This is a genomic window from Pseudacidovorax sp. DMC4 (genome assembly GCF_056314265.1).
The window spans coordinates 99,116-119,893 of record NZ_JBQUYR010000014.1 but is presented as its reverse complement, the minus strand read 5'-3'; the positions used below and the strand labels follow the sequence as shown (position 1 = coordinate 119,893).

The window sequence follows — 20,778 nt, the reverse complement described above, 5'->3', positions numbered from 1 at the left end:
AGAGGACACCCATGACCGACCTGATCCACGACCTCGCCCGCCGCCTCGACGCCGGTGGGCTGATTCCCTACATGGGCCCCGGCATGCTCGCCCTGTGCAACGACGCGAAGGTGCCCGGCACCTCGCTCGCCCTGGCCGAGATCATGACCGCCAAGGTCAGCGTGCCGCACAAGATCCGCAAGCGGCTCACGCAGGCGGCGCAGTTCATCGAGAACTTCAAGCACCGCAAGTCGCTGGTGTCGATCATGGACGAGGCCTTCGCCGCGACACCCCAGCCCTCGGCCCTGCATTCGGCGCTGGCCGCCAGCGGTGCGCCCCTGTGGATCGCCACCTGGTACGACGACACCTTCGGCCGCGCGCTCGCCATGGCCCGGCCCGAGGGCGGCTGGGTGCGCATCCAGGGCCTGTCGCAGTCCGAACATTTCGGCCAGTGGACGGGCGTCTATGCCGACGATGGCGAGCACCTGGCGGAGCTGCCCGCCGAGCCTGTCCGCGTGCTCTACCAGCCCATCGGCAGCCGCCGGCCGGCCAGCAACTACCTGGTCTCGGACAGCGACTACGTCGAGGTGCTGACCGAGATCGACATCCAGACACCCATCCCCGCCATCGTGCAGCAGCAGCGCGCGGGGCGCGGCTTCCTGTTCGTGGGCTGCCGCTTCGACGACCAGCTCACGCGCAGCTTCGCGCGGCAGATCATGAAGCGCTCCGGCGACCGGCACTGGGCCGTGCTGGCCGAGCCGCCCACGCGCATGGAGGCGCGCTTCCTGGAAGAGCAGGGCATCGAGCGCATCGCCATGCCGTTGCCGGACTTCGCCGATGCGCTGGTGCAGGCCCTGGCGCCTGCGGCACTGGCGGCCTGAGAAGGTGTGAACGAACCCGTCATGCCCGCTCGTCCTGCCAAAACACGCCCACTCTGCGTTGCAAATGCTCGCCATAGCCCGAGCTATGGCTGCGCTTTGCGCCTTGATTGGCCGCGTTTTCGCAGTCCGCTCGGCCACGCCGGATTCATTCACACCTTCTGAGCGTCCAGCCATCCCTTTTTCACCACCACCACCACCACGAGACCCGCCATGAGCGACACCGTCACCACCACCGTTCCCCTCACCGTCATGCCCAGCGGCAAGACCTTCGACGCCGAGACTGGCATCACGCTGCTGGAGGCCCTGCGCCGCGCCGGCGTGCTCACGCACGAATGCGACGGTGGCGCCAAGTGCAGCGACGCCTGCCACCTCTTCGTGCTCGAAGGCCGCAAGAGCCTGTCGAAGACCACGCGCGAGGAGAACGAGCGCCTGGACGCCATCGTCGGCGTCGGCGCCAAGTCGCGCCTGGCCTGCCGCGCCGTGCTGGGCGACCAGCCGGTGACGGTGGAAGTGCTCAGCTTCGTCTGAGTCCCGCCCCTGGGCGTCTGTCATCCCTGACTGCCATGCACGCCAGGACTTCCGAGGCTGGCGCTGCCGGCCCTCTCTTCTGCGACGTCGCCATCGTCGGCGCCGGCCTGGCCGGGCTGGCGCTGGCGCGCCGCCTGCACCTGGCCGGCCGCCAGGTCCGCGTGCTGGAGGCACGCGAGCGCATCGGCGGCCGGTTGCTCACGCGCGTCAGCACCGCCACCAGCCAGCCGCTGGACCTGGGCGCCGCGTGGTTCTGGCCCGCCACCGAGCCCGGCGTCGTGGCGCTGCTGGCCGAGTTGGGCCTGGCCAGCGTGCCCCAGCACGACCCGGGCGACGCGCTCTGGCTGGACGATCCCGAGCGCGCCCCCGAACGGCACGATGCCGCCCCCGGCCAGGTGCACCAGGGCGCGCGCCGCATCGAGGGCGGCAGCGCGCGGCTGGCGCAGACGCTGGCCGACGCCCTGCCGCCGCAGGCCCTGTGCCTGACGGCCGCGGTGTGCGAAGTGCACCGGGCGGAAGGCGGCGGCGTGCTGCTGCAACTGGCCGATGGCCAGCGCCTGCACGTCGCGCAGCTGGTGCTGGCCCTGCCGCCGAGGCTGGCCGCCGAGCGCATCCGCTTCGTGCCGGCCCTGCCGGATGCGCTGGCGGATGCCCTGGCGGCCGTGCCCACCTGGATGGCTGCGCAGGCCAAGGCGGCGAGCGCCTTCGGCCGGCCCTTCTGGCGCGAGGCCGGCCATTCCGGCAATGCCTTCGTGCGCCATCCGCAGGCCGTGCTGGGCGAGGTGTTCGACGCGGGCACCGGGCCGCAGGGCACGCTGGCCGGCTTCGTGGCACTGGATGCGCAGCAGCGCCAGGACTTCCGCCGCGGCCTGCCGCTGCTGGTGCACAGCCAGCTCAGCCAGCTCTACGGCGCCGAGGCGCAGGACGGCGAGCTTCACCTGCAGGACTGGGCCGAAGAGCCCTGGACCTGTGCGCAGGCCGACCGCGCCGGCCCCGCCGAGCCGCCGCGGGCCGACGCGCGGCTGCGCCAGCCCTGGTGGGGTAGTCGGCTGTTCTTCGCCGGCACCGAGACCGCCCTGCACGGCGCCGGCCACATGGAAGGCGCGCTGGATAGTGCGCAACGCGTTTCGCACCAGCTGCTGCAGCCGGATGGCACCGTCTTCGCCGCGGCGGTGGACGCGCCGGCCGCCGTCGCCGCCTTCTGCCAGGCCGTGCAGGGCCTGCGCGCCCAGGGCCCCGATCACTACCGCCGCCATCTGGTGCGGATGCTGTCCGGCACGGCCGAGGGCGCGGAGCTGCAGGGCGGCCTGAGCGCCCGCGCGCTGCGCGCGAGTGCCGAACAGTGCTACGGCGAGGCGCTGGCCTGCCTCGACGCGCTGCTGCCCGTGCTGGCGGCCGAGGCCGGGGTGCCGGCGCAGGGGCGGCATCCGCTCACACCGCCGCTGCTGGCCGCCTTCTCGGGCTGGAGCCAGTCGCTGGTCGACGAGGCGCTGGGCTTCAACGCGCGCTCCTGCGCGCTGTCCAACCTGCCGCACGAGCACCGGCCCGACGACGAGGACCGGCGTGCCATCGCCCGCGCGCTGGCCGCGGCCTGGCAGGCCTTTGCGCTGGAGCTCAACGCGCGCCTGTGCGCCGCCGCCGAGGCCGCGGGGGAGTGCCTGGCATGAATGCCTCGCCGGGGCCTTCCAGCGCCGTGCCCGAAGAGGGCGTACAGGCGGCGGGCGGCGGCATCGAGACCGGCGCCCTGCTGGGCATCGTGGAGCAGGCCGGCACCGGCATCGCCACGCTCGTCGAGGGCCTCACCCGCGACGAGCTGCTGCGCTCTCGCCTGACCCGACAGGAGGTACAGCGCCTGCTGGGCCAGATGGCGGCGGCGCTGGGCACCCTGGCCCCGGGCGTGCGCGCCCGCATGCCCGAGCTGGACTGGGACGGCTGGCAGTCGCTCGCGCAGCGCCTGGCCCTTCCGCCCGGGCCGGCGCTGGACGAGGCCCTGGCCTTCGGCTGCGAGGCCGTGCTGCCGGCCACGCTGCTGTGGCTGCGCGTGTACCGGCAGGGGCAGCCCGAGCTGTTCCAGATGGTGCCCTGACGCGACCCCGGCGGCAGGCCCGCGCGCGCCGCGAAGCGGCCCGGGACGCTACCCGTAAGTCCGTCGCATCCAGTCGTCCGCAATCACCTGTTCCGTCCTGCCCTGGGCCATGACGCGGCCGTCGCGCAGCAGCAGCGTCCGCCCGGCGATGGCGCGCGCATGCGCCGGGTGGTGGGTGCACAGCACGACGGCACGGCCCTGCGCGGCCAGACCGCGCAGGATCTGCAGCAGCCGCTGCTGCTGGCCCGGGTCCAGGCCGCTGTCGGGTTCGTCGCACAGCAGCAGGCGGGCGCCCTGCACCAGCGCCCGGGCGATCAGCACCCGCTGGCGCTGTCCGCCCGACAGGCGGGTGTAGGGCCGTTGCGCCAGATCGGCCAGGCCCAGTTCCGCGAGCACCGGGCCGATGCGCCCGCGCGCCCGGGCCGCACCCGGCGTGCCGGCATGCGGCAGCACGCCTAGGGCGGCCACGTCATGCACGGTATAGGGAAAGGGCGGCTCGTGCTGCTGCGGCACGTAGGCCACGCGGCGCGCGAGCTCGCGGCGCGTCCATTGCGCCAGCGGCCGGCCTTCCAGCTGCAGCATGCCGGCCTGCAGCGGCAGCAGGCCCAGCAGCAGGCGCAGCAGCGTGCTCTTGCCGGCGCCGTTGGGACCCATCAGAGCCAGCACCTCGCCGGTCGCCACCTGCAGGTCCACGCCGCGCAGCACCTCGCGGCGCGGGCCCCACAGGCCCTCGCGCCGGGACCAGCGCAGGCCGCTGGCCTGCAGCAGCGGGCCGGCGCTCCCACGGCCCTCGGCATCCGCATCCCGGGCCTCGGCATCCGCGTCGCGGCCGTCGGCAGGCGCGCTCGGGGGCGGTCGGGTGCTCATCCGTTCCAACCCCGGCGGGCCCGGCCCAGTACGGCCAGGAAGAGCGGAATGCCCAGCAGCTGCGTGACGATGCCGATCGGCACCTCGGCGCGCAGGCTGCTGCGCGCCAGGCTGTCGCAGCCCACCAGGAAGGCAGCGCCCAGGCAGGCCGAGGCCGGCAGCAGTCGGGCGTTGGTCGGGCCGGCCAGCAGGCGCGCCGCATGCGGCACCACCAGGCCCACCCAGCCGATCATGCCGGCCAGCGCCACGGTGAGTGCCGACAGCAGCGTGGCCAGCGCGATCACCGCCAGCCGCAGCGCAGGGGCCGGCAGGCCCAGGCTGCGCGCCTCGTCGTCGCCCATGGCCAGGGCGTCCAGCCAGGGGCCGGCCAGGCACAGCAGCAGCGCGCACGGCAGCAGCAGGGGCGCGGCCAGGGCCAGCTCGCCCAGGCCGGCGTGACCCAGGCTGCCCATCAGCCAGTAGACGATGCCCGGCAGCTGGTTGTAGGGATCGGCCAGCACCTTGGCCAGCGAGAGCAGGGCGGTGAACAGGGCGCCGCTGACGATGCCGCCCAGCACCAGCATCAGCACCGTGGCCCCGCCGAAGGCCTGGGCGATGGCCACGCCCAGGCCCACCGCCAGCAGCCCGCCGCCGAAGGCCAGGCCCTGCACCACCGGCCAGGGCCAGCCGGCCACCAGGCCCAGGGCGGCGCCGGCGCTGGCGCCCGCCATCACGCCCAGCAGGTCGGGCGAGACCAGCGGGTTGCGGAACACGCTCTGGTAGGCCGCGCCCGACAGGCCCAGCGCCCCGCCCACCGCCAGCGCCGCCAGCACGCGCGGCAGGCGGATGTCGATCAGCAGCCGGTGCAGCAACTGCGCCTGCATGTCCGGCAGCTGCACCAGGCCCAGGGCCGCGCCCAGGCCCCGCAGCACGTCCGCGAGCGGTAGCGGGTAGCGCCCGCTGCCCAGCGCGAACAGGGCGGCGGCCAGGGCCAGCGCGGCACAGGCCGCGGGCGCGCCGGCTTCAGGCCATGCAGGGCGACGGGCCGCCGCGCCCTCGGGTGCCTGCGGGTCGCACACGGCGTCCTCATGGGTCCAGCCGGTGAACATGGCAGCACGCGGCTATGGCCTGGATGGCGCCGCCATGCCGCCATGGTGCATGTGGGGCGGCGCCTCGGCCGGCGCGGACGACGAGGCCGCCATGAGCGCACGCACCTGCTGCGCATCGAGCGGGATGCCGAAGAAGAGCCGGTAGAAGGCCGGCACCGCCTGCTGCGCGTCGAAGGCGAAGCGCTGCGGATAGAACAGGCCTGCCAGCCACTGGATGCCCAGCGCGCGCGTGGCCGAGGGCGGGCGGTCGATCCAGTTGAAGGGCAGGCGCGGCACCAGGTGCACGCGGCCCTCGCGCACCGCGCGCAGTCCGCGCCAGCGCGCGTCCTCCTGCAGGCGGGCCATGAAGGCCGGCTCCTGCACCACGATCACGTCGGGGTCGTACTGCATCACCTGCTCCAGGCTCACCCGTTCCAGGCCCTGGACGGAGGACTGCAGGCAGCGGTGCACGTTGACGCCGCCGGCCAGGGCGATGGCTTCGGCGTGGAAGGACTGGTCGCATTCGGTGGCCAGGCCGTCAGTCTGCTCGGCGTAGTACACCCGCACGCGGTGCGCGGGCGGCACGCCGGCCACCGCGCCCTGCACGCGGGCCAGGGCGTCGCGGATGTAGTCGCCCAGCAGGCGGGCGCGCTCGTCCAGGCCCAGCGCCCGACCGGCCAGGGCATAGGCGCGCGGCCAGTCGGTCAGCTGCTCCAGCCGCAGCATCAGCACCGGGGCGCCGGTGCGGCGGCCCAGGGCCAGCGTCTCCTCGTCGTTGGAGAGGCTGAAGTGCCAGCCCAGGACCAGGTCGGGCTTGAGGACGATCAGGGCCTCGGGGTCGGCGAGCAGGCCGTGCCCGGCCACGCCGCCGAGCACGGGCAGCGCGGCGAATCCGGGGGGCGCATAGGCCGCCGCCCCGGGCGGCAGCGCGAAGTTGAGGCCGATGGCGCGCTCGGGCGCCAGGCTGGCCAGCAGCACCATGAAGGGCGGCGCGCTGCCGTAGACGCGCTGCGCGGGCGCGGGCAGGTCCAGGCGATGGCCCAGGTCGTCCACCAGCTCGACGGCGCGTGCAGCGCCGGCCAGCGTGGACAGGCCCAGCAGGGCGATGGCGGCGGCGCCGCGAAGGCGCCGGGAGAGGTCGATGCGGGGCATGGAACGGTCCTTCGCCAGGGTCTCACCACAGCCGGTGCAGGTCCACCGACGCCAACTGGCGCACGAAGCGCGGGCCGGTGTGGGTGTCGTGCAGGCTCAGCAGCGCGAAGGGGGCGGTGTGGGCGTCCAGCGGCGCGCGGGCGCAGTCGAAGGCCAGGTACACGCCCTCGCCGACCTGCGTGTGGAACAGCTCGCCCCACGAGAACAGGGCCCGGTAGCCGTCCGCGCTTTCGGCCACCACGGCCGTGCGCTTGAAGTCGGTGCGCTCGCCGAAGGCGGGCTCGGCATGCTCGATCAGCCGGCGCAGCGGCACGCCGCGCATGGGCCGCGGACCGCCGTGCGCGCCGTCGAGCGTGCAACGGACGACGAAGCCCGGCACGTCCTCGGCGCCCATGGCCTCCAGGGCCTGGGCATCCAGGGCCACGGACCGGCGGACCCAGCCGCCGATGTGGACCTGTGGCCGTGGCGGCGGCGCGGGGCGCCGCAGGCCATGTCCGCACATCGGGCCGGGGCCCGGCCAGGCGGGGGATGAGGGCTGGGGGTTCATGGTGCACTCCTGGTGGGGATGGCAGGGAAAGCGGTGAAAGCGTCGAAAGCGGGATGACGCGCGCCCGGGCACGGGTCAGTCGGCGTAGTACACGGCCAGGCTCTTGATGTTCTGCTGCAGCCGCTCGCCGACGTCGATCCAGGCATTGCATGGCCAGACCGTGCTGGCACAGGTGGCGGGCATGGGATACCAGCGGCCGAAGGGGATGAAGGGCTGGGCGTCCTCGGTGGAGACCAGCGCCACGGACATGTAGTTGACCTTGTCGCCGTTGGCGTCCATGGCGCTGGTGTAGGTCGTGGGGTCGGCGCTGTTGGTCTTGGTGCAGTTGTCCAGGCTGACCCAGCAATTCATCATCATGTTGTTGCCGGAGCCCGCACGCAGGTCGTCGGTGACCAGCAGCACGCCCTGGTGGCGGCTGCGGTTCGCACTGCCGGGGCTGCCGCCGCCGGTACCCACCACGGAGTTGTAGAGCTCGCCGCACGAGAACAGCGCCGGCTGGTTGTTGGCACTGGTCAGCACCACGAAGCAGCGGTTCTTCTGCGCCGGCAGTTCCAGGCCGGCCGCGTCCAGCACGTCGGTCAGCCGCACGCCCTGGCCCCACAGGTAGACCGTGTGGCGCGGGCCGTAGGTGTGGAAGTAGTAGGTGGGCAGGCTGGCGGCGTCCTTGTCGCCCACCATGGTGACGGCGTAGTAGCCCTGGCTGGAACTGGTGGACAGGGCCGGCGATGTAACGGCGATGGGCCGCTTCACCCGCCCGCTCACCTGGAAGGCGATGGCGTCGGGCGTCACCGCCGCGGCCGAGGCGGGGGAAGACAGCGTGTAGCTGGTGGCCGCGTACTCTTTTCGCACGCCGATCGTCTGCAGGCGTGCCACCTTGCGCAGCGCCGGGTCGGTGTCGTTGGCGGCGAGCACTGCCATGCGGCCTTCGGCATCGGGCAGGGTGGCGCCGTTCTTGAGGTAGGCCACCACGGTGGCGTTGCCGTTGGTGGTGCGGATCAGCTCGGTGAAGCTGAACACGGCCTTGTCGCCGCCTGCGCCACTGGCGATCACCGCGGTGGTGACGCCGAAGGCGCCGGTGTTGTAGTCGGCCGGTCGGAACCGGGTGGCGCGCACCACCACGTCCGCCAGGCGGAAGCCGGTGTAGCTGTCGGGGCCCACCTTCACCGTGACCGGGCTTTCCGCCACCGGGAAGGTGGTGGCATCGGCCATCAGCGCCTTGAGCGTGTCCACCGTGATGCCGGTGCGGGCGACGAAGTAGGGCGTCGTGCCCGAGGGGCTGTTGGCGGGGTTGGTCGGATCCTGCGCGGTGCTGGGGTCTGCCGGCATCAGGCTCTGGCTGCCCGCGGCCTGCACGTCGAAGCTCATTGCGGGCGTGACCGGCGGCGCGTCCTCGGGGGACGCCGCGGCGCTGGTGCCGGCCGGGGTGTTGCTGTCGGAGGAAGTCGTGGAGGTGGTGGATGCGGGCGTGCTGGCCGCAACGAAGGCCGCGCCGTCCCCGCCGCCCCCGCCGCAGGCCGTGGCCAGGACGAGGCTGCCGAGCAGCAGGGCGGGAAGGCGCAGGGCGAAGGGTCGGTGGTGCATGGCGGTGGGGCGGGTGGGAAAGCGGAGGGAAAGGGGGGGGACGCGTCAGCGCACGGCCGTGTTGTTGCCGTCGGCCAGCACGTCCAGGAAGGCCAGCAGGTCGGCCAGCTCGGTGTCGGTGAGCGCGACCGGCGTGCGCATCTCGGGTGCCAGCCGGGCCAGCATGTCGGCGTACAGGGCCGGGGCGTTGCGGCTGTCCTGGCAGGGCACCGGGTTGCCGGCCACGGCCGCAGTGGCCGGGCAGCGGAAGGCATTGGCCGCACCCGCGGCATCCAGGTGATGGCGCACGACCTGCTCCAGCGTGGCGTACACGCCGTCGTGCATGTAGGGGAAGGTGTTCTTCACCTCCCACAGCGATGGCGTGAGGAAGGCGTAGCGGTCGGCGTCCAGCCCGCTCGTCTCGTAGCGGCCCAGGTCGCGCGGCGGCGTCTGCGCGGCGCCGCTGCCGAAGCCGGGGCCCTGCTGGGGCACGGCCAGGTTGTGGAACTGCTGGTCGCTCAGCAGCGGCCCCGTGTGGCAGCGGGCGCAGCGGGCCTGGCCGAAGAAGAGCAGGCCGCCGCGCTTGGCCGCATCCGGCAGGTCGCCGGTGCCGGCGGCGTAGGCGATCAGGCGGTTGCTGTTGCCCAGCTCGTACCAGCGCTGGGCCTGGAAGGCCGACAGCGCGTTGGCCGCCTGGGCGATGCCCATGTCCGCGGGCGCCATGCCGGGGTAGGCCGCCGCCAGCTGGGCGGCAAAGCCGGCGTTGGCGCGCAGCCGCTGCATCAGCGCGTCCCACACGGGCTGGGGGTTGTGCTCCACCGCGTCGTCGCTGACCAGGTCGGCCAGCGCGTTGCCATCCGCGGGGTCGTAGGCACCGAGCATCTCGGTGCGCGAGATCAGCGGAAAGAGCGCCTGCGCGGCCGTCACGTCGCGCAGCCCCGCGGGCAGGCGGTTGCCCGCGGGTGTGTCGAAGCCGCCGTCGGCCCGCACGGCCACCCGGCCGTCCCAGAACAGGAAGCGTCGGTTGCCCTGCCCGTGGTTGACCAGGGCCGGCGTGTTGCGATGGATCACCGGTGTGCCGCTGCGCGTGGGCGGGCTGCCCGTGCCGTCGACCCCGATGCCCAGTGCCAGGCCGTCCACGCCGGCATTGCCGGTGGCATGGCAGCTGGCGCAGGCGACCTTCTGGTTGCCCGACAGCAGGGTGCTGGAGAAGAGGTTCTGGCCCAGGGCGAACAGGGCGGCGTCCACCACGGGCCGGGCCGGGGCGACGATGCCGTTGGCCGAGAGCTGGGCGCGCAGCGCGGCGTCCAGGTCGACGGTGGCCACGTGCTGATCGGAGGCCGCAGTCGTCGTCGTGCCGGTGGCGGTTGCGGACGATGTGCCGGCGTCTGCCGTCGTGCCGCTGGCGGCTGCCGGCAGTGCCAGCCCGCCACCACCCCCACCACCACCGCCGCCACAGGCAGAGCACAGCAGGGCCAGAAGGCTACTCAGAAGGGCGATGCGCAGACGCGAAGCAGGCATGGAAGGGAGCAATTCAATATGTCGTCGAGTACATAGCGTTTGCAACCCGTGTGCCATCCCGTCAGGTGCCGTGAAGGGCGGATTCAAGGCGGTCTGCGTGCCGCGAAGCCGACAGAACGGACAGCGCCGGTCGGCTTTGCGACAGAGCCGGGCACGCTCCCCGGTCGCCGGCCGGTGTTCGTGCGTGCAGCGGCTGCGCAGGGGCGCGGCATGCGCCTTGCAGTCCACGGCGGCATCGCCTGTCCGCGCCTGCCTGACCATGAACGTGCTCCAGCTCATCGAAGCCCTGCGCCGCCTGCCACCGCAGGCGACGGTGCTGCTGGAGGGTGACGGCGGCTATTCGCCGCTGGGCGGCGTGGAACTGTTCAGCCCCGGCGGCGGCCAGCCGGACGAGGTGCTGCTGCAGCCGGACATGACGCCGGATTGAGGGATGCCATGAACGAATCTGCCCAGTCCGGCTTGCGCTACTTCAGCAGCTACAGCGGCCGGGGCCTGCCCCTGCGGCTGGTGGGCGAGCTGCCGCCCGAGGCCATTGCCCACCGCAACACCTGCTTTCGCGCCAGCTACGACGAAGCCGGCCGTCCGCTGTGCATCGAGAAGCTGGTGTACGGCGCGGTCGAGATGCGCCACGACTACCGCTGGGCGGCCGATGGCGCCCTGGCGGGCGTGACCGTGAGCGAGGAAGGCGAAGCACCGCGCGAGCTGGTGCTGGGCTGAAAGGGGCAGGGCGCGCAGCCGCGCCTCCTGAGAGGTGGGGCGGGTTGCTCAGGCCGCCACCGGCGTGTCCAGCACGGCCTTCACGTTCAGCGTCATGTTGTTCTTGGTGGCGTCCGCATAGGGGCAGATGCCGCGCGCGCGCTCGACCAGGTTGTCGGCGGTGGGCTGGTCCAGCGTGCCGGCCATGAACAGCGTCAGGCTCAGGGCCATGCGGTAGGCGCCCTCGAAGGTGACGTACATCGACAGCGTGGCCTCCGCATAGCAGCCACGCAGCGGCAGCTTGTCGGCACGCGCGATGTGGCGCACCGAATGCTCGAAGCAGGCGGCGAAGGCCGCTGCGAAAAGCTGCTCAGGATTGGGCGCGCCGCCCGGGCCGCCCATCTCGGTGGGCACGGCCAGCTTGAGCTTGAAGCCGCCGTCCTCGCTCTGCACCTGGCCGCTGCGGCCGCCCTGGGTGAGCATGGTGGTCTTGTAGACGATGTCCATGGCCTTGTTCCTTGTCGTCGATGGATGGGGCTGCGGCGCTGCCGTCCACTGCTACTTCAGCAGCTTCTTGCGCTCGGCCGGGCTGAAGTGGCTCAGGTGGCCGGCCGCCGCGGCCGCGCGGCGGTTGGACATGCGGATCGCCTCGATCTTGCCGGCGGGCGCGATGCGCGAGAGGGCCTTGTCCACGGCGGCGCTGCCGCAGGCAGGGCAGGCGGGCGGCGTGGCGCCGGCCCGCACCAGCGCCTCGAAGCCGTGGCCGCATGCGCTGCAGTGGTAGTCGTAGAGGGGCATGGGGCGCTCCAGATGGCAGAAGGAATGGATCTCAGGGCGACGGGGCAGGACAGCCCCCGGAGGCATGGGGCGCGGCGGCGCAGCCTTCCAGGGCCGCGGGCGCCGGGGCGTTGGGTCCCAGGCCCACCCAGTCGTGCACCTGCTGCGTGTCGAAGCCCACCATGCGGGTGTCGCCCCACTGCATCAGCGGGCGGCGGATGAGCAGCGGCTCGGCCAGCAGCAGAGCCAGGGCCGCGTCGGCGCCCAGCGCCTCGGGCACCACCTTGCCCGACTTGACGCGCGGTGCCGCACGGTTGAACCACTGGGCCACCGGCAGCGGCGCCAGGAAGTCCAGCAGCGTCCCGGCCGTCCAGGGCCAGGAGAGCAGGTCACGGGTCTCCAGCGTGTGGCGGGCGCCGCGCAGCAGGGCCTTCTGGCGCGCGTTGCCGCCGCAGCCGGGCTTCTCGTAGAAGACGATGTGGGCCATGACGTGCTCGTTCACCGCTTCTCAGGCCGCCAGCGCGGGTCGTGCGCGGCGTTCGACCTCGCGCAGCAGCTGCAGGCATTCGAGGTTGGCCGCCATGTCCAGGGCGGTGAAGTCGTCCTGCGTACGGGGGCGCCAGTCGGCGCCGAGGGCGAGCAGGGTGCGCAGCACCTGGGTCTTGCCGGCGGAGGAGGCATACATGAGGCAGGTGGCGCCGACCTTGTTGGCATGGTCCAGTGGCACGCCGGCCTGCACCAGCCGCTCGATCAACGCCGGCTCGCCATGCACGCAGGCCAGCCACAGGGCGTTGTTGCCGTCGGCATTGGTGGCGTCCAGCGCCACGCCATGGGCCAGCAGGGCCTGCACCGCATCCGCCTGGCCGCGCCAGGCGGCCAGCATCAGCGGCGTGTTGCCATGGGGGCCACGGGCCTCGGGGCCGGCGAGGCCCTGCTGCGCGAGCCAGGCGGCCAGGGCCGGCGCCACGGGGCGGGCGGATGTGGCCGGGGGTACGGCGTGCAGCTCGGCCGGGCGTGCGGCAGCCTGTGCGTGGGCGAGCCAGGCCGCGTGGCCGCCGATCAGGTCCACCACTTCGGTGAAGCCGAAGTCCGCGAACATCTGCGCCCAGGTCTGGCTGGCGCGGCCGTGGTAGCAGTAGATGAGCACGGGCCGGCGGCGGTCGGTGCGCAGCAGCAGGGCGTCCTGGTTGTCGCCGCTGAGGCGCAGCGCGCCGGGCAGGGCGTCCTGGGCATGGTGGACGGCGTCGCGGGCGTCCAGCACCAGCGCCTGGGGATGGCGCTCGCGCCAGGCGGGCAGTTCGGCGGCGGTGATGCGGCGGTAGGTGCGTTGTCCGGTCATGGCGGCGGGGAGGCAGGGCTTCGGTGGGGATAGGGCGGTTCGGTGCGGATGCGCTCGTCGTGCAGGGCCCGGCCGACGCTGAAGTGGTAGAGCACCTGCCACTGCGCTCCGGCGACGGGCTCGGCTGGCAGGCCGACGAGGGCATGCACCTCGTCGTCGAAATAGCAGCCGATGCCGGTGCCGGCCAGGCCGGCAGCCTCGGCTTCCAGGTACAGCACCTGGCCGGCCAGGCCGGCTTCTCGCAGCAGGGCGCGGTAGCGGGCGGGCTCGGTGCGCAAGGGGGCCAGGTCGGCCAGCAGGGCGATGACGAACACCGCGTGCGCGCCCAGGGCCTGGTGGCAGCTGAGGGTGCGCAGCGCGGCCGGCAGGCCGTCGTGCAGGGCCAGGCGCCACAGGGGCAGCGGTGCCGCGTCCACGCGCTGCCAGTCCAGGTGGGGCAGGGCGGCGTGCAGCGCGGGCGGCGCGTCATCGCCAGCGCCATCGGCGCCGCGTGGCAGAAGGTAGGCGCCGGGCGCGAGCCCGTCGACACGATGGGCAAAGAGCACGGCCTGCACGGCCGGCGGCTGCGCCACGGCGTCCCAGGGGAGCACGGCCGTGTCGCCATGGCGGGGCTGCAGGGCGCCCAGCAGGGGCCAGAGCCGCTGCGCCGGCAGCCGGGCCGTAGGGTCGAAGCGCTGCGCGCTGCGGCGACGGCGGATCAGCGATTCGGCGTCCGCCGGGGCCCTCTGCACTGCGGTCGGCGCAGGGACTGCCGCGTCTGGCGCGGCCTTGCCGGTCGGCGCAGGCGGTGCGGCCTGCGCGCGCGACGCGCGGGCGGCTTCGCCGATCACGGGCCAGCGGTACATGGGGTACGCGTCGAGCCGGTTGGCGCGGCCCTGCCAGTCGTCCAGGCCGTGCCAGTGCGCTTCCAGCGGCGCGCCGAAGTCCAGGGCCAGCAGCAGCTCGGGCTCTTCGAGCTCGGCGTCGCCGAAGTCCCCGGGCCGGTCCAGGCCCAGGCAGCGGGCGATGGCCTCGTGGCCGGGGCGCAGGTCGTGCAGGCGCCAGCCCAGCAGGGCGGCGGCGTAGCGCAGGGCGCCCAGCGCATGGCCGACATCGAGCTGGCAGTAGCGGAAGGCGCGCTCGCCGTACTTCCAGGCTTCGCGCCAGTGGATGGAGGACAGGCCCACCGCAAGGGCGGGGGCCGTGCCGGGCGCAGCGGCCAGGCTGGCGCGCTGCTCCAGCGCATGCAGCTCGGGGGTGTAGTGGTGCAGGCCGTCGGGCAGGCCCGCCACGCCGCGCGCCAGCAGGTAGCCCTCGGTGGGATGCAGGTTGCCGCTGGAGGGTGTGCAACGCACGGCCCAGCGGTCAGGGCCGGCCTGCTTCCAGGCCGACAGCGCCAGGCTCAGCTCGAAGAGCAGGCCCAGGCTCTCCAGCGTGGGAGCGGCGGGCGGGAGGGCGCCGGGCGCGAAGAGCGCGGCCCAGGGCGTTTGCCGCCGGGCGGCGGGCAGCGGCAGCGCCACCTGCGGGGCGCCGGCATAGCGGCGGAAGGGGTCGGGCTGCGCGTCCCAGTCCAGCGTCTCGGGGCCGGCCGCATAGCGCTGCGGCCGGTGCTTGGTGCGCGCGTGGTAGGCCAGGAGGGGCATGGGTGTCTCGCGCGCAGGGTCTTCAGGCGCTCAGCCGCCGCGCATGGCGCAGCAGCTCGCGCGCGCGGTCGGCCGCCATGTCCGCCGCGGCTCGGCCATCGGGCGCGCAGGGTACGGCGCTGGCGCCCATCCGGCGCAGCAGGGCCATCAGCTCGGCGCGGCCGCTGGCGGCGGCCTGCATCAGGCAGGTGAGGCCGTCGTCGTCCGCGTGGTCGATGTCGGCCCCGGCCTCCAGCAACTGCACGATGGTGGCGGGCCAGCCCTGCAGGCAGGCGTACCAGAGGGCGGTGCGGCCCTGGTCGTCCTCGGCATCCACCGGCACGCCGCGGCCCAGCAGGACGGCGGTGGCCGACGCGTCGCCCAGCCAGGCGGCGCGCATGAGGGCGGTCTCGCCGTCCTCGGCGCGCGCGAAGGGGCCTGGAAAGCCCTGCTGCGCAAGCCAGTTGGACAGCGCAGCGACGGAGGCAGACCCGGCCCGCCGCGGATGCAGGCGGGCGATGGGCGCCTCGTCCGCGAGGACGCAGGGCCCGTGGGCAGGAAGCGGGGCAGGCATGGCGGTGCCGTGCGGGTTCAGACCGGCCGGTTCTCGTTGGGGTTGCGCACCGGCCCCATCAGCGCCAGGCCCTCGGCGTAGGTGATGGTGTCGAAGGTGACGTCGAACTTCAGCGCGGCATCGGCCACGGCGTCGAGCTTGCCGGCGGTGTCCTTCTTCTTGAGGTCGCCCTTCTCCAGGTAGAGCAGTTCCAGCATCTCGTTGTAGACCGTGTTCTCCAGGATGGGCAGCACGTAGAACATGGCGCCCTTGTAGGGCACCTGGTACTTCTTCGACAGGTCGATGTTGTCGCAGAAGAGGAAGTACTTGCCGCCGGCGCTGAGCGTGTCGCCCAGCGTCTCGGCCACGTCCTTGAGCGACTCGAAGGACAGCAGCCAGCCGCAGAAGAAGGGCAGGTGCTTGTCGCCGGTGGTGGCCACGGCCATCACCTGGTCGCAGGTCAGCTCGGGCGGGCGGGCCTCGTCGGCCAGCTTGGCCGAGAAGCGCAGCGCCAGTTCGCCGCGGAAGCCGAAGCGGCCCAGCTTGTGGGTGGGCGCCTTGAGCACCGGGTTCAGCAGGCGGCCTTCGGCTTCGAGGCGCGCGAAGGCGGTGTCCTGGATCTCGGTCTGGGTGGCCGTGGCGGTCATGGGGCTTCCTTGAGGGTGGTGAGGGAAAGGGGGTGCTGGGGCGCGGTCCGGGTGTCGGTGTTGCGCATCCAGTCGGCGGTCTTGAAGAAGGCGGCCATCAGCTCGGCCTGCAGCGCGGCGTCGGCCCCCACGGCCTGCAGGGCGGCCTGCATGCAGGCCAGCCAGGCGTCGCGCTCCGCCGCGCCGATGGCGAAGCCGGCGTGCCGCATGCGCAGCCGCGGATGGCCGCGCCGGGCGGAATAGTCCTTGGGGCCGCCCAGCCATTCGCGCAGGTAGAGCACCAGCACCGCCTTCGTCGCGCTCAGGTCGGGCTCGTGCATGGCGCGGATTCGCTGCGCGCCGGGCGAGGTGTCCATGTGGCGGTAGAAGGCCTCCACCAGCCGCGCGATGGCTGCATCGCCGCCCAGGCGCTCGTAGTGCGTGTTGTGCGGCGACGGGGCCGTGGGAATGGACGGGGTCATGGTCTGCGTTCTGCAATCGGCGTACCAGCGCCCTGGCGCGCGACAAGGCAGCCAAATGCGACAGGCTGCTGGGCGGTGTGCGGCGCAACGCCGCCGTTTTCGCGACGCGCGATGCAGGGTTTGTCGCGAACCGTACAAGCCCCGCGTCGGCCGCCGACGCAGGGGGCGAATGGGCCTTTCTCCCTCTGGAGAGTGGACTTTCGGAGGGATTCCATGCCGGTCGAAGGGGCATGGCATGGAAGCTGCGAAGAGGGGGTGCGCGGACACAAGTCCGGCCGATGCGTGACCCCGACAAGAAGAGCTACAGCAGGACCACGACAGGCTGACATGGGCGCGGCTTTCTGCAACGCAACCTTTCAACCCTTCACTCTCACTGGAGTAATCGCAATGTCCAAACTTCGGCAAATCGCCTTCTACGGCAAGGGCGGCATCGGCAAGTCCACCACCTCCCAGAACACGCTGGCCGCGCTCACCGAGCTGGGCCAGAAGATCCTGATCGTCGGCTGCGATCCCAAGGCCGACTCCACCCGCCTGATCCTGCACGCCAAGGCCCAGGACACCATCCTCTCGCTGGCGGCGGAAGCCGGTTCGGTGGAGGACCTGGAGCTCGAGGACGTGATGAAGATCGGCTACAAGGACATCCGCTGCGTGGAGTCCGGTGGCCCGGAGCCGGGCGTCGGCTGCGCCGGCCGCGGCGTGATCACCTCGATCAACTTCCTCGAAGAGAACGGCGCCTATGACGGCGTGGACTACGTCTCCTACGACGTGCTCGGCGACGTGGTGTGCGGCGGCTTCGCCATGCCCATCCGCGAGAACAAGGCGCAGGAGATCTACATCGTCATGTCCGGCGAGATGATGGCCATGTACGCGGCCAACAACATCTCCAAGGGCATCCTGAAGTACGCCAACAGCGGCGGCGTCCGCCTGGGCGGCCTGGTGTGCAACGAGCGCCAGACCGACAAGGAACTGGAACTGGCCGAGTCGCTGGCCAAGATGCTGGGCAGCCGGCTCATCCACTTCGTGCCGCGCGACAACATCGTGCAGCACGCCGAGCTGCGCCGCATGACGGTGATCGAGTACGCACCCGAGTCCAAGCAGGCCGAGGAATACCGCCAGCTGGCCCGCAAGGTCCACAACAACGCCGGCAACGGCACCATCCCCACGCCCATCACCATGGACCAGCTGGAAGACCTGCTGATGGAGCACGGGATCATGAAGCAGATCGACGAGTCGCAGGTCGGCAAGGCCGCGGCCGAACTGGCCGCCTGATTCCAGGCGTGCAAGCCCGGGCCCCGCGCGGCGGGGCCCGGCGCCGCCCCCTTCCCATCCTTACGGAGCATCCCCCATGACCGCCACCGTTGAAGAGCGCAAGGCCGCGAACAAGGCCCTGATCGATGAAGTGCTGAAGGCCTATCCCGAGAAGATGGCCAAGCGGCGCGCCAAGCACCTGGGCACCTTCGAAGAAGGCAAGCCCGACTGCGGCGTGAAGTCCAACATCAAATCCCTGCCGGGCGTGATGACCATCCGCGGCTGCGCCTACGCCGGCTCCAAGGGCGTGGTCTGGGGCCCGATCAAGGACATGATCCACATCAGCCACGGCCCGGTGGGCTGCGGCCAGTACAGCTGGGCCGCGCGCCGCAACTACTACATCGGCGTCACCGGCGTGGACACCTTCGTCACGATGCAGTTCACCTCCGACTTCCAGGAGAAGGACATCGTCTTCGGCGGCGACAAGAAGCTCGACAAGATCATCGACGAGATCCAAGAGCTGTTCCCGCTGAACAAGGGCATCTCGATCCAGTCCGAATGCCCCATCGGCCTGATCGGCGACGACATCGAGGCCGTCAGCAAGAAGAAGAGCAAGGAGTACGAAGGCCACACCATCGTGCCCGTGCGCTGCGAAGGCTTCCGTGGCGTGAGCCAGTCGCTGGGCCACCACCTGGCCAACGACGCCATCCGCGACTGGGTGTTCGACAAGGCCGACCCCGACAAGCGGCCCGACTTCGTCTCCACGCCCTACGACGTGGCCATCATCGGTGACTACAACATCGGCGGCGATGCCTGGTCCAGCCGCATCCTGCTGGAAGAGATCGGCCTGCGCGTGATCGCCCAGTGGTCGGGCGACGGCACCATCGCCGAGCTGGAGAACACGCCCCGCGCCAAGCTCAACGTGCTGCACTGCTACCGCTCGATGAACTACATCAGCCGGCACATGGAAGAGAAGTACGGCATCCCATGGGTGGAGTACAACTTCTTCGGCCCCACGATGATCGAGAAGAGCCTGCGCGAGATCGCCAGCCACTTCGACGACACCATCAAGGCCAACGCCGAGAAGGTCATCGCCAAGTACCGTCCGCTGATGGATGCCGTCATCGCGCGCTACAAGCCGCGCCTGCAGGGCAAGAAGGTCATGCTGTACGTGGGCGGCCTGCGTCCGCGCCACGTGATCGGCGCCTACGAGGACCTGGGCATGGACGTGGTGGGCACCGGCTACGAGTTCGGCCACAACGACGACTACCAGCGCACCACGCACTACATCAAGGACAGCACGCTGATCTACGACGACGTGACCGGCTACGAGTTCGAGCACTTCGTCGACAAGATCAAGCCCGACCTGATCGGCTCCGGCATCAAGGAGAAGTACGTCTTCCAGAAGATGGGCGTGCCCTTCCGCCAGATGCACAGCTGGGACTACTCGGGCCCCTACCACGGCTATGACGGCTTCGCCATCTTCGCCCGCGACATGGACATGGCGATCAGCTCGCCGATCTGGGGCCTGACCAAGGCGCCCTGGAAGTCCTGATCCCCGCCTGCGCAACGCCGCGGCCCGCGCGCACCCCGTGCGCGGGCCGTCCGAGCCGCCCCACGACCTCTTTTCCATCGGAGCCCGCCATGCCCCAATCCGCCGACAAGATCCTCGACCACGAACTGCTGTTCCGCGAGCCGGAATACCAGGACATCTTCAAACGCAAGAAGGAAGAGTTCGAGTTCAACCACCCCGACGACAAGATCAAGCAGGTCATCGAGTGGACCAAGACCGAGGACTACAAAGAGAAGAACTTCGCCCGCGATTCGCTGACCGTCAATCCGGCCAAGGCCTGCCAGCCGCTGGGTGCGGTGTATGTGGCCAACGGCTTCCACAAGACGCTGTCGTTCGTGCACGGCTCGCAGGGCTGCGTGGCCTACTACCGCAGCCACTTCAGCCGCCACTTCAAGGAGCCCACCTCCTGCGTCAGTTCCTCGATGACCGAGGACGCGGCGGTGTTCGGCGGCCTGAACAACATGATCGACGGCCTGGCCAACGCCTATAACCTGTACAAGCCCGAGATGATCGCCGTCAGCACCACCTGCATGGCGGAAGTGATCGGCGACGACCTGGACGCCTTCATCAAGAACAGCAAGCAGAAGGGCAGCGTGCCCGAGGCCTACGACGTGCCCTTCGCGCACACCCCGGCCTTCGTCGGCAGCCACATCACCGGCTACGACAACGCGCTGCTGGGCATCCTCAAGCACTTCTGGGACGGCAAGGCCGGCACGGCGCCCAAGCTGGAGCGCGTGCCCAACGACAGCATCAACTTCATCGGCGGCTTCGACGGCTTCGTCGTGGGCAACATGAAGGAGATCCGTCGCATCTTCAGCCTGTTCGGCGTGAAGGCGAACATCATCTGCGACCCATCCGAGACCTGGAACACGCCCACCGACGGCGAGTTCCGCATGTACGAGGGCGGCACCACCAAGGAAGAGGTCGAGGCCGCACTGCACGCCAAGGCGACCATCGTCTTCCAGGAATACTGCTGCGAGAAGACCTCCAAGTTCATCGCCGAGCACGGCCAGGAAGTCGTGGTGCTCAATGCCCCCATGGGCGTGGCCGGCACCGACGAATTCCTGATGGCCATCTCGCGCCTGACCGGCAAGCCGATCCCGGCCGAGCTGGAGAAGGAGCGCGGCCAGCTGGTGGACGCCATGGCCGACAGCCAGGCCCACCTGCACGGCAAGCGCTTCGCGCTGTACGGAGATCCTGACCAGATGCTGGGCACCACCCGTTTCCTGCTGGAACTGGGCGCCGAGCCGGCCCACGTGCTGGCCACCAACGGCAACGACGACTGGGCCGCCAAGGTGCAGGCGCTGTTCGACGCCTCGCCCTACGGTGCCAACTGCAAGGTCTATCCCAAGCGCGACCTGTGGCACATGCGCTCGCTGCTGTTCACCGAGCCGGTGGACTTCCTGATCGGCAACACCTACGGCAAGTACCTGGAGCGCGACACCAAGACGCCGCTGGTGCGCATGACCTTCCCGATCTTCGACCGCCACCACTACCACCGCTATCCCACCTGGGGCTACGACGGTGCGCTGCGCACGCTGGTGATGCTGCTGGACGAGTTCTTCGAGACCCTGGACGCGAACACCATCGTGCCGGGCAAGACGGACTACAGCTACGACATCATCCGCTGAGGACGCCGGCCGGCCTTCGCGGCCGGCCTGGCGCCTGGCTTCACTTCTTCACCGAATCGAGGAT

General features: G+C 71.5%; 23 protein-coding genes. 9 read left to right on the top strand and 14 right to left on the bottom strand.

Annotated features, from left to right (window positions below):
* Window positions 1-11: 11 nt before the first annotated feature.
* From ACT54X_RS23235 to ACT54X_RS23220, 4 genes are all read left to right on the top strand, one after another.
* Window positions 12-860, top strand: coding sequence for an SIR2 family NAD-dependent protein deacylase (locus tag ACT54X_RS23235; protein WP_476348857.1), 849 nt, complete (start codon window positions 12-14; stop codon window positions 858-860).
* A gap of 210 nt (window positions 861-1,070) precedes the next feature.
* Window positions 1,071-1,388, top strand: coding sequence for a 2Fe-2S iron-sulfur cluster-binding protein (locus ACT54X_RS23230; RefSeq protein WP_294368738.1), 318 nt, complete (start codon window positions 1,071-1,073; stop codon window positions 1,386-1,388).
* Window positions 1,389-1,423: 35 nt separating this feature from the next.
* Window positions 1,424-3,055 carry a flavin monoamine oxidase family protein gene (locus ACT54X_RS23225; RefSeq protein ID WP_476348855.1) on the top strand — a complete coding sequence of 544 codons (1,632 nt, stop codon included), beginning with the start codon at window positions 1,424-1,426 and terminating at the stop codon, window positions 3,053-3,055.
* On the top strand, window positions 3,052-3,474 hold the full coding sequence (locus ACT54X_RS23220; protein ID WP_294368733.1) for a hypothetical protein: 423 nt from the start codon (window positions 3,052-3,054) through the stop codon (window positions 3,472-3,474). The genes ACT54X_RS23225 and ACT54X_RS23220 overlap by 4 nt, the downstream gene beginning before the upstream one ends.
* A gap of 48 nt (window positions 3,475-3,522) precedes the next feature.
* On the opposite strand, the gene ACT54X_RS23215 is transcribed toward ACT54X_RS23220, so the two are convergent.
* From ACT54X_RS23215 to ACT54X_RS23190, 6 genes are all read right to left on the bottom strand, one after another.
* Complete coding sequence (locus tag ACT54X_RS23215) at window positions 3,523-4,341, bottom strand: ABC transporter ATP-binding protein (RefSeq protein WP_294368730.1); 819 nt, start codon at window positions 4,339-4,341, stop codon at window positions 3,523-3,525.
* Entirely contained in the window at window positions 4,338-5,429 is a 1,092-nt protein-coding gene (locus ACT54X_RS23210; protein ID WP_476348853.1) for a FecCD family ABC transporter permease, read from the bottom strand. The genes ACT54X_RS23215 and ACT54X_RS23210 overlap by 4 nt, the downstream gene beginning before the upstream one ends.
* A gap of 12 nt (window positions 5,430-5,441) precedes the next feature.
* Window positions 5,442-6,560, bottom strand: coding sequence for an ABC transporter substrate-binding protein (locus ACT54X_RS23205; protein ID WP_294368723.1), 1,119 nt, complete (start codon window positions 6,558-6,560; stop codon window positions 5,442-5,444).
* A gap of 22 nt (window positions 6,561-6,582) precedes the next feature.
* On the bottom strand, window positions 6,583-7,107 hold the full coding sequence (locus ACT54X_RS23200; protein ID WP_294368721.1) for a hypothetical protein: 525 nt from the start codon (window positions 7,105-7,107) through the stop codon (window positions 6,583-6,585).
* Window positions 7,108-7,182: 75 nt separating this feature from the next.
* Window positions 7,183-8,688, bottom strand: coding sequence for a hypothetical protein (locus ACT54X_RS23195; RefSeq protein WP_476348850.1), 1,506 nt, complete (start codon window positions 8,686-8,688; stop codon window positions 7,183-7,185).
* Between the two features lie 45 nt (window positions 8,689-8,733).
* A complete protein-coding gene (locus ACT54X_RS23190) occupies window positions 8,734-10,188 on the bottom strand; it encodes a cytochrome-c peroxidase (protein ID WP_476348848.1) in 1,455 nt (484 codons plus the stop codon).
* Window positions 10,189-10,447: 259 nt separating this feature from the next.
* Between ACT54X_RS23190 and ACT54X_RS23185 the strand changes: the two genes are divergently transcribed.
* Together ACT54X_RS23185 and ACT54X_RS23180 are read left to right on the top strand one after the other, a co-directional pair.
* On the top strand, window positions 10,448-10,615 hold the full coding sequence (locus ACT54X_RS23185) for a hypothetical protein (RefSeq protein WP_294368711.1): 168 nt from the start codon (window positions 10,448-10,450) through the stop codon (window positions 10,613-10,615).
* 8 nt (window positions 10,616-10,623) lie between these two features.
* A complete protein-coding gene (locus tag ACT54X_RS23180) occupies window positions 10,624-10,905 on the top strand; it encodes a DUF6156 family protein (RefSeq protein ID WP_476348846.1) in 282 nt (93 codons plus the stop codon).
* Between the two features lie 48 nt (window positions 10,906-10,953).
* On the opposite strand, the gene ACT54X_RS23175 is transcribed toward ACT54X_RS23180, so the two are convergent.
* Genes ACT54X_RS23175 through ACT54X_RS23140 form a run of 8 tightly spaced genes read right to left on the bottom strand, consistent with a single transcriptional unit; the run spans window position 10,954 to window position 16,262 of the window.
* Window positions 10,954-11,391 carry an Ohr family peroxiredoxin gene (locus tag ACT54X_RS23175; protein WP_294368708.1) on the bottom strand — a complete coding sequence of 146 codons (438 nt, stop codon included), beginning with the start codon at window positions 11,389-11,391 and terminating at the stop codon, window positions 10,954-10,956.
* A gap of 51 nt (window positions 11,392-11,442) precedes the next feature.
* Complete coding sequence (locus tag ACT54X_RS23170) at window positions 11,443-11,682, bottom strand: FmdB family zinc ribbon protein (RefSeq protein WP_294368706.1); 240 nt, start codon at window positions 11,680-11,682, stop codon at window positions 11,443-11,445.
* Between the two features lie 31 nt (window positions 11,683-11,713).
* Entirely contained in the window at window positions 11,714-12,148 is a 435-nt protein-coding gene (locus ACT54X_RS23165) for an ArsC/Spx/MgsR family protein (RefSeq protein ID WP_294368705.1), read from the bottom strand.
* 21 nt (window positions 12,149-12,169) lie between these two features.
* On the bottom strand, window positions 12,170-13,000 hold the full coding sequence (locus tag ACT54X_RS23160; protein WP_476348843.1) for an ankyrin repeat domain-containing protein: 831 nt from the start codon (window positions 12,998-13,000) through the stop codon (window positions 12,170-12,172).
* Window positions 12,997-14,622: a nitroreductase family protein gene (locus ACT54X_RS23155; protein WP_476348841.1), complete on the bottom strand. Its 1,626-nt coding sequence runs from the start codon at window positions 14,620-14,622 to the stop codon at window positions 12,997-12,999. Before ACT54X_RS23155 ends, ACT54X_RS23160 begins: the two co-directional genes overlap by 4 nt.
* Before the next feature lie 22 nt (window positions 14,623-14,644).
* A complete protein-coding gene (locus ACT54X_RS23150; RefSeq protein ID WP_476348839.1) occupies window positions 14,645-15,175 on the bottom strand; it encodes an ankyrin repeat domain-containing protein in 531 nt (176 codons plus the stop codon).
* Between the two features lie 17 nt (window positions 15,176-15,192).
* The gene (locus tag ACT54X_RS23145) at window positions 15,193-15,801 is read right to left on the bottom strand and encodes a hypothetical protein (RefSeq protein ID WP_476348837.1); all 609 of its coding nucleotides are present in this window, start codon (window positions 15,799-15,801) and stop codon (window positions 15,193-15,195) included.
* Window positions 15,798-16,262 (bottom strand): group II truncated hemoglobin, encoded by a 465-nt coding sequence (locus ACT54X_RS23140; RefSeq protein ID WP_476348836.1) that lies wholly within the window; start codon window positions 16,260-16,262, stop codon window positions 15,798-15,800. The genes ACT54X_RS23145 and ACT54X_RS23140 overlap by 4 nt, the downstream gene beginning before the upstream one ends.
* A 387-nt stretch (window positions 16,263-16,649) precedes the next feature.
* Here ACT54X_RS23140 and nifH point away from each other — a divergent pair, with 387 nt between their 5' ends.
* From nifH to nifK, 3 genes are all read left to right on the top strand, one after another.
* Window positions 16,650-17,531 carry a nitrogenase iron protein gene (gene nifH / locus ACT54X_RS23135; RefSeq protein ID WP_234192530.1) on the top strand — a complete coding sequence of 294 codons (882 nt, stop codon included), beginning with the start codon at window positions 16,650-16,652 and terminating at the stop codon, window positions 17,529-17,531.
* Between the two features lie 76 nt (window positions 17,532-17,607).
* Entirely contained in the window at window positions 17,608-19,065 is a 1,458-nt protein-coding gene (nifD, locus tag ACT54X_RS23130; protein WP_476348833.1) for a nitrogenase molybdenum-iron protein alpha chain, read from the top strand.
* An 89-nt stretch (window positions 19,066-19,154) separates the two neighbouring features.
* Complete coding sequence (gene nifK / locus ACT54X_RS23125; protein ID WP_354319915.1) at window positions 19,155-20,714, top strand: nitrogenase molybdenum-iron protein subunit beta; 1,560 nt, start codon at window positions 19,155-19,157, stop codon at window positions 20,712-20,714.
* Window positions 20,715-20,778: the final 64 nt, after the last annotated feature.

What these genes read in the sequence shown, in the direction of transcription:
- ACT54X_RS23175 (WP_294368708.1), bottom strand. Translation starts at nt 11,391, where the DNA reads ATGGACATCGTCTACAAGACCACCATGCTCACCCAGGGCGGCCGCAGC.
- ACT54X_RS23235 (WP_476348857.1), top strand. Translation starts at nt 12, where the DNA reads ATGACCGACCTGATCCACGACCTCGCCCGCCGCCTCGACGCCGGTGGG.
- ACT54X_RS23170 (WP_294368706.1), bottom strand. Translation starts at nt 11,682, where the DNA reads ATGCCCCTCTACGACTACCACTGCAGCGCATGCGGCCACGGCTTCGAG.
- ACT54X_RS23230 (WP_294368738.1), top strand. Translation starts at nt 1,071, where the DNA reads ATGAGCGACACCGTCACCACCACCGTTCCCCTCACCGTCATGCCCAGC.
- ACT54X_RS23160 (WP_476348843.1), bottom strand. Translation starts at nt 13,000, where the DNA reads ATGACCGGACAACGCACCTACCGCCGCATCACCGCCGCCGAACTGCCC.
- ACT54X_RS23215 (WP_294368730.1), bottom strand. Translation starts at nt 4,341, where the DNA reads ATGAGCACCCGACCGCCCCCGAGCGCGCCTGCCGACGGCCGCGACGCG.
- ACT54X_RS23220 (WP_294368733.1), top strand. Translation starts at nt 3,052, where the DNA reads ATGAATGCCTCGCCGGGGCCTTCCAGCGCCGTGCCCGAAGAGGGCGTA.
- nifK (WP_354319915.1), top strand. Translation starts at nt 19,155, where the DNA reads ATGCCCCAATCCGCCGACAAGATCCTCGACCACGAACTGCTGTTCCGC.
- ACT54X_RS23195 (WP_476348850.1), bottom strand. Translation starts at nt 8,688, where the DNA reads ATGCACCACCGACCCTTCGCCCTGCGCCTTCCCGCCCTGCTGCTCGGC.
- ACT54X_RS23185 (WP_294368711.1), top strand. Translation starts at nt 10,448, where the DNA reads ATGAACGTGCTCCAGCTCATCGAAGCCCTGCGCCGCCTGCCACCGCAG.
- ACT54X_RS23140 (WP_476348836.1), bottom strand. Translation starts at nt 16,262, where the DNA reads ATGACCCCGTCCATTCCCACGGCCCCGTCGCCGCACAACACGCACTAC.
- ACT54X_RS23165 (WP_294368705.1), bottom strand. Translation starts at nt 12,148, where the DNA reads ATGGCCCACATCGTCTTCTACGAGAAGCCCGGCTGCGGCGGCAACGCG.
- ACT54X_RS23180 (WP_476348846.1), top strand. Translation starts at nt 10,624, where the DNA reads ATGAACGAATCTGCCCAGTCCGGCTTGCGCTACTTCAGCAGCTACAGC.
- nifD (WP_476348833.1), top strand. Translation starts at nt 17,608, where the DNA reads ATGACCGCCACCGTTGAAGAGCGCAAGGCCGCGAACAAGGCCCTGATC.
- ACT54X_RS23155 (WP_476348841.1), bottom strand. Translation starts at nt 14,622, where the DNA reads ATGCCCCTCCTGGCCTACCACGCGCGCACCAAGCACCGGCCGCAGCGC.
- nifH (WP_234192530.1), top strand. Translation starts at nt 16,650, where the DNA reads ATGTCCAAACTTCGGCAAATCGCCTTCTACGGCAAGGGCGGCATCGGC.
- ACT54X_RS23225 (WP_476348855.1), top strand. Translation starts at nt 1,424, where the DNA reads ATGCACGCCAGGACTTCCGAGGCTGGCGCTGCCGGCCCTCTCTTCTGC.
- ACT54X_RS23190 (WP_476348848.1), bottom strand. Translation starts at nt 10,188, where the DNA reads ATGCCTGCTTCGCGTCTGCGCATCGCCCTTCTGAGTAGCCTTCTGGCC.
- ACT54X_RS23210 (WP_476348853.1), bottom strand. Translation starts at nt 5,429, where the DNA reads ATGTTCACCGGCTGGACCCATGAGGACGCCGTGTGCGACCCGCAGGCA.
- ACT54X_RS23205 (WP_294368723.1), bottom strand. Translation starts at nt 6,560, where the DNA reads ATGCCCCGCATCGACCTCTCCCGGCGCCTTCGCGGCGCCGCCGCCATC.
- ACT54X_RS23150 (WP_476348839.1), bottom strand. Translation starts at nt 15,175, where the DNA reads ATGCCTGCCCCGCTTCCTGCCCACGGGCCCTGCGTCCTCGCGGACGAG.
- ACT54X_RS23145 (WP_476348837.1), bottom strand. Translation starts at nt 15,801, where the DNA reads ATGACCGCCACGGCCACCCAGACCGAGATCCAGGACACCGCCTTCGCG.
- ACT54X_RS23200 (WP_294368721.1), bottom strand. Translation starts at nt 7,107, where the DNA reads ATGAACCCCCAGCCCTCATCCCCCGCCTGGCCGGGCCCCGGCCCGATG.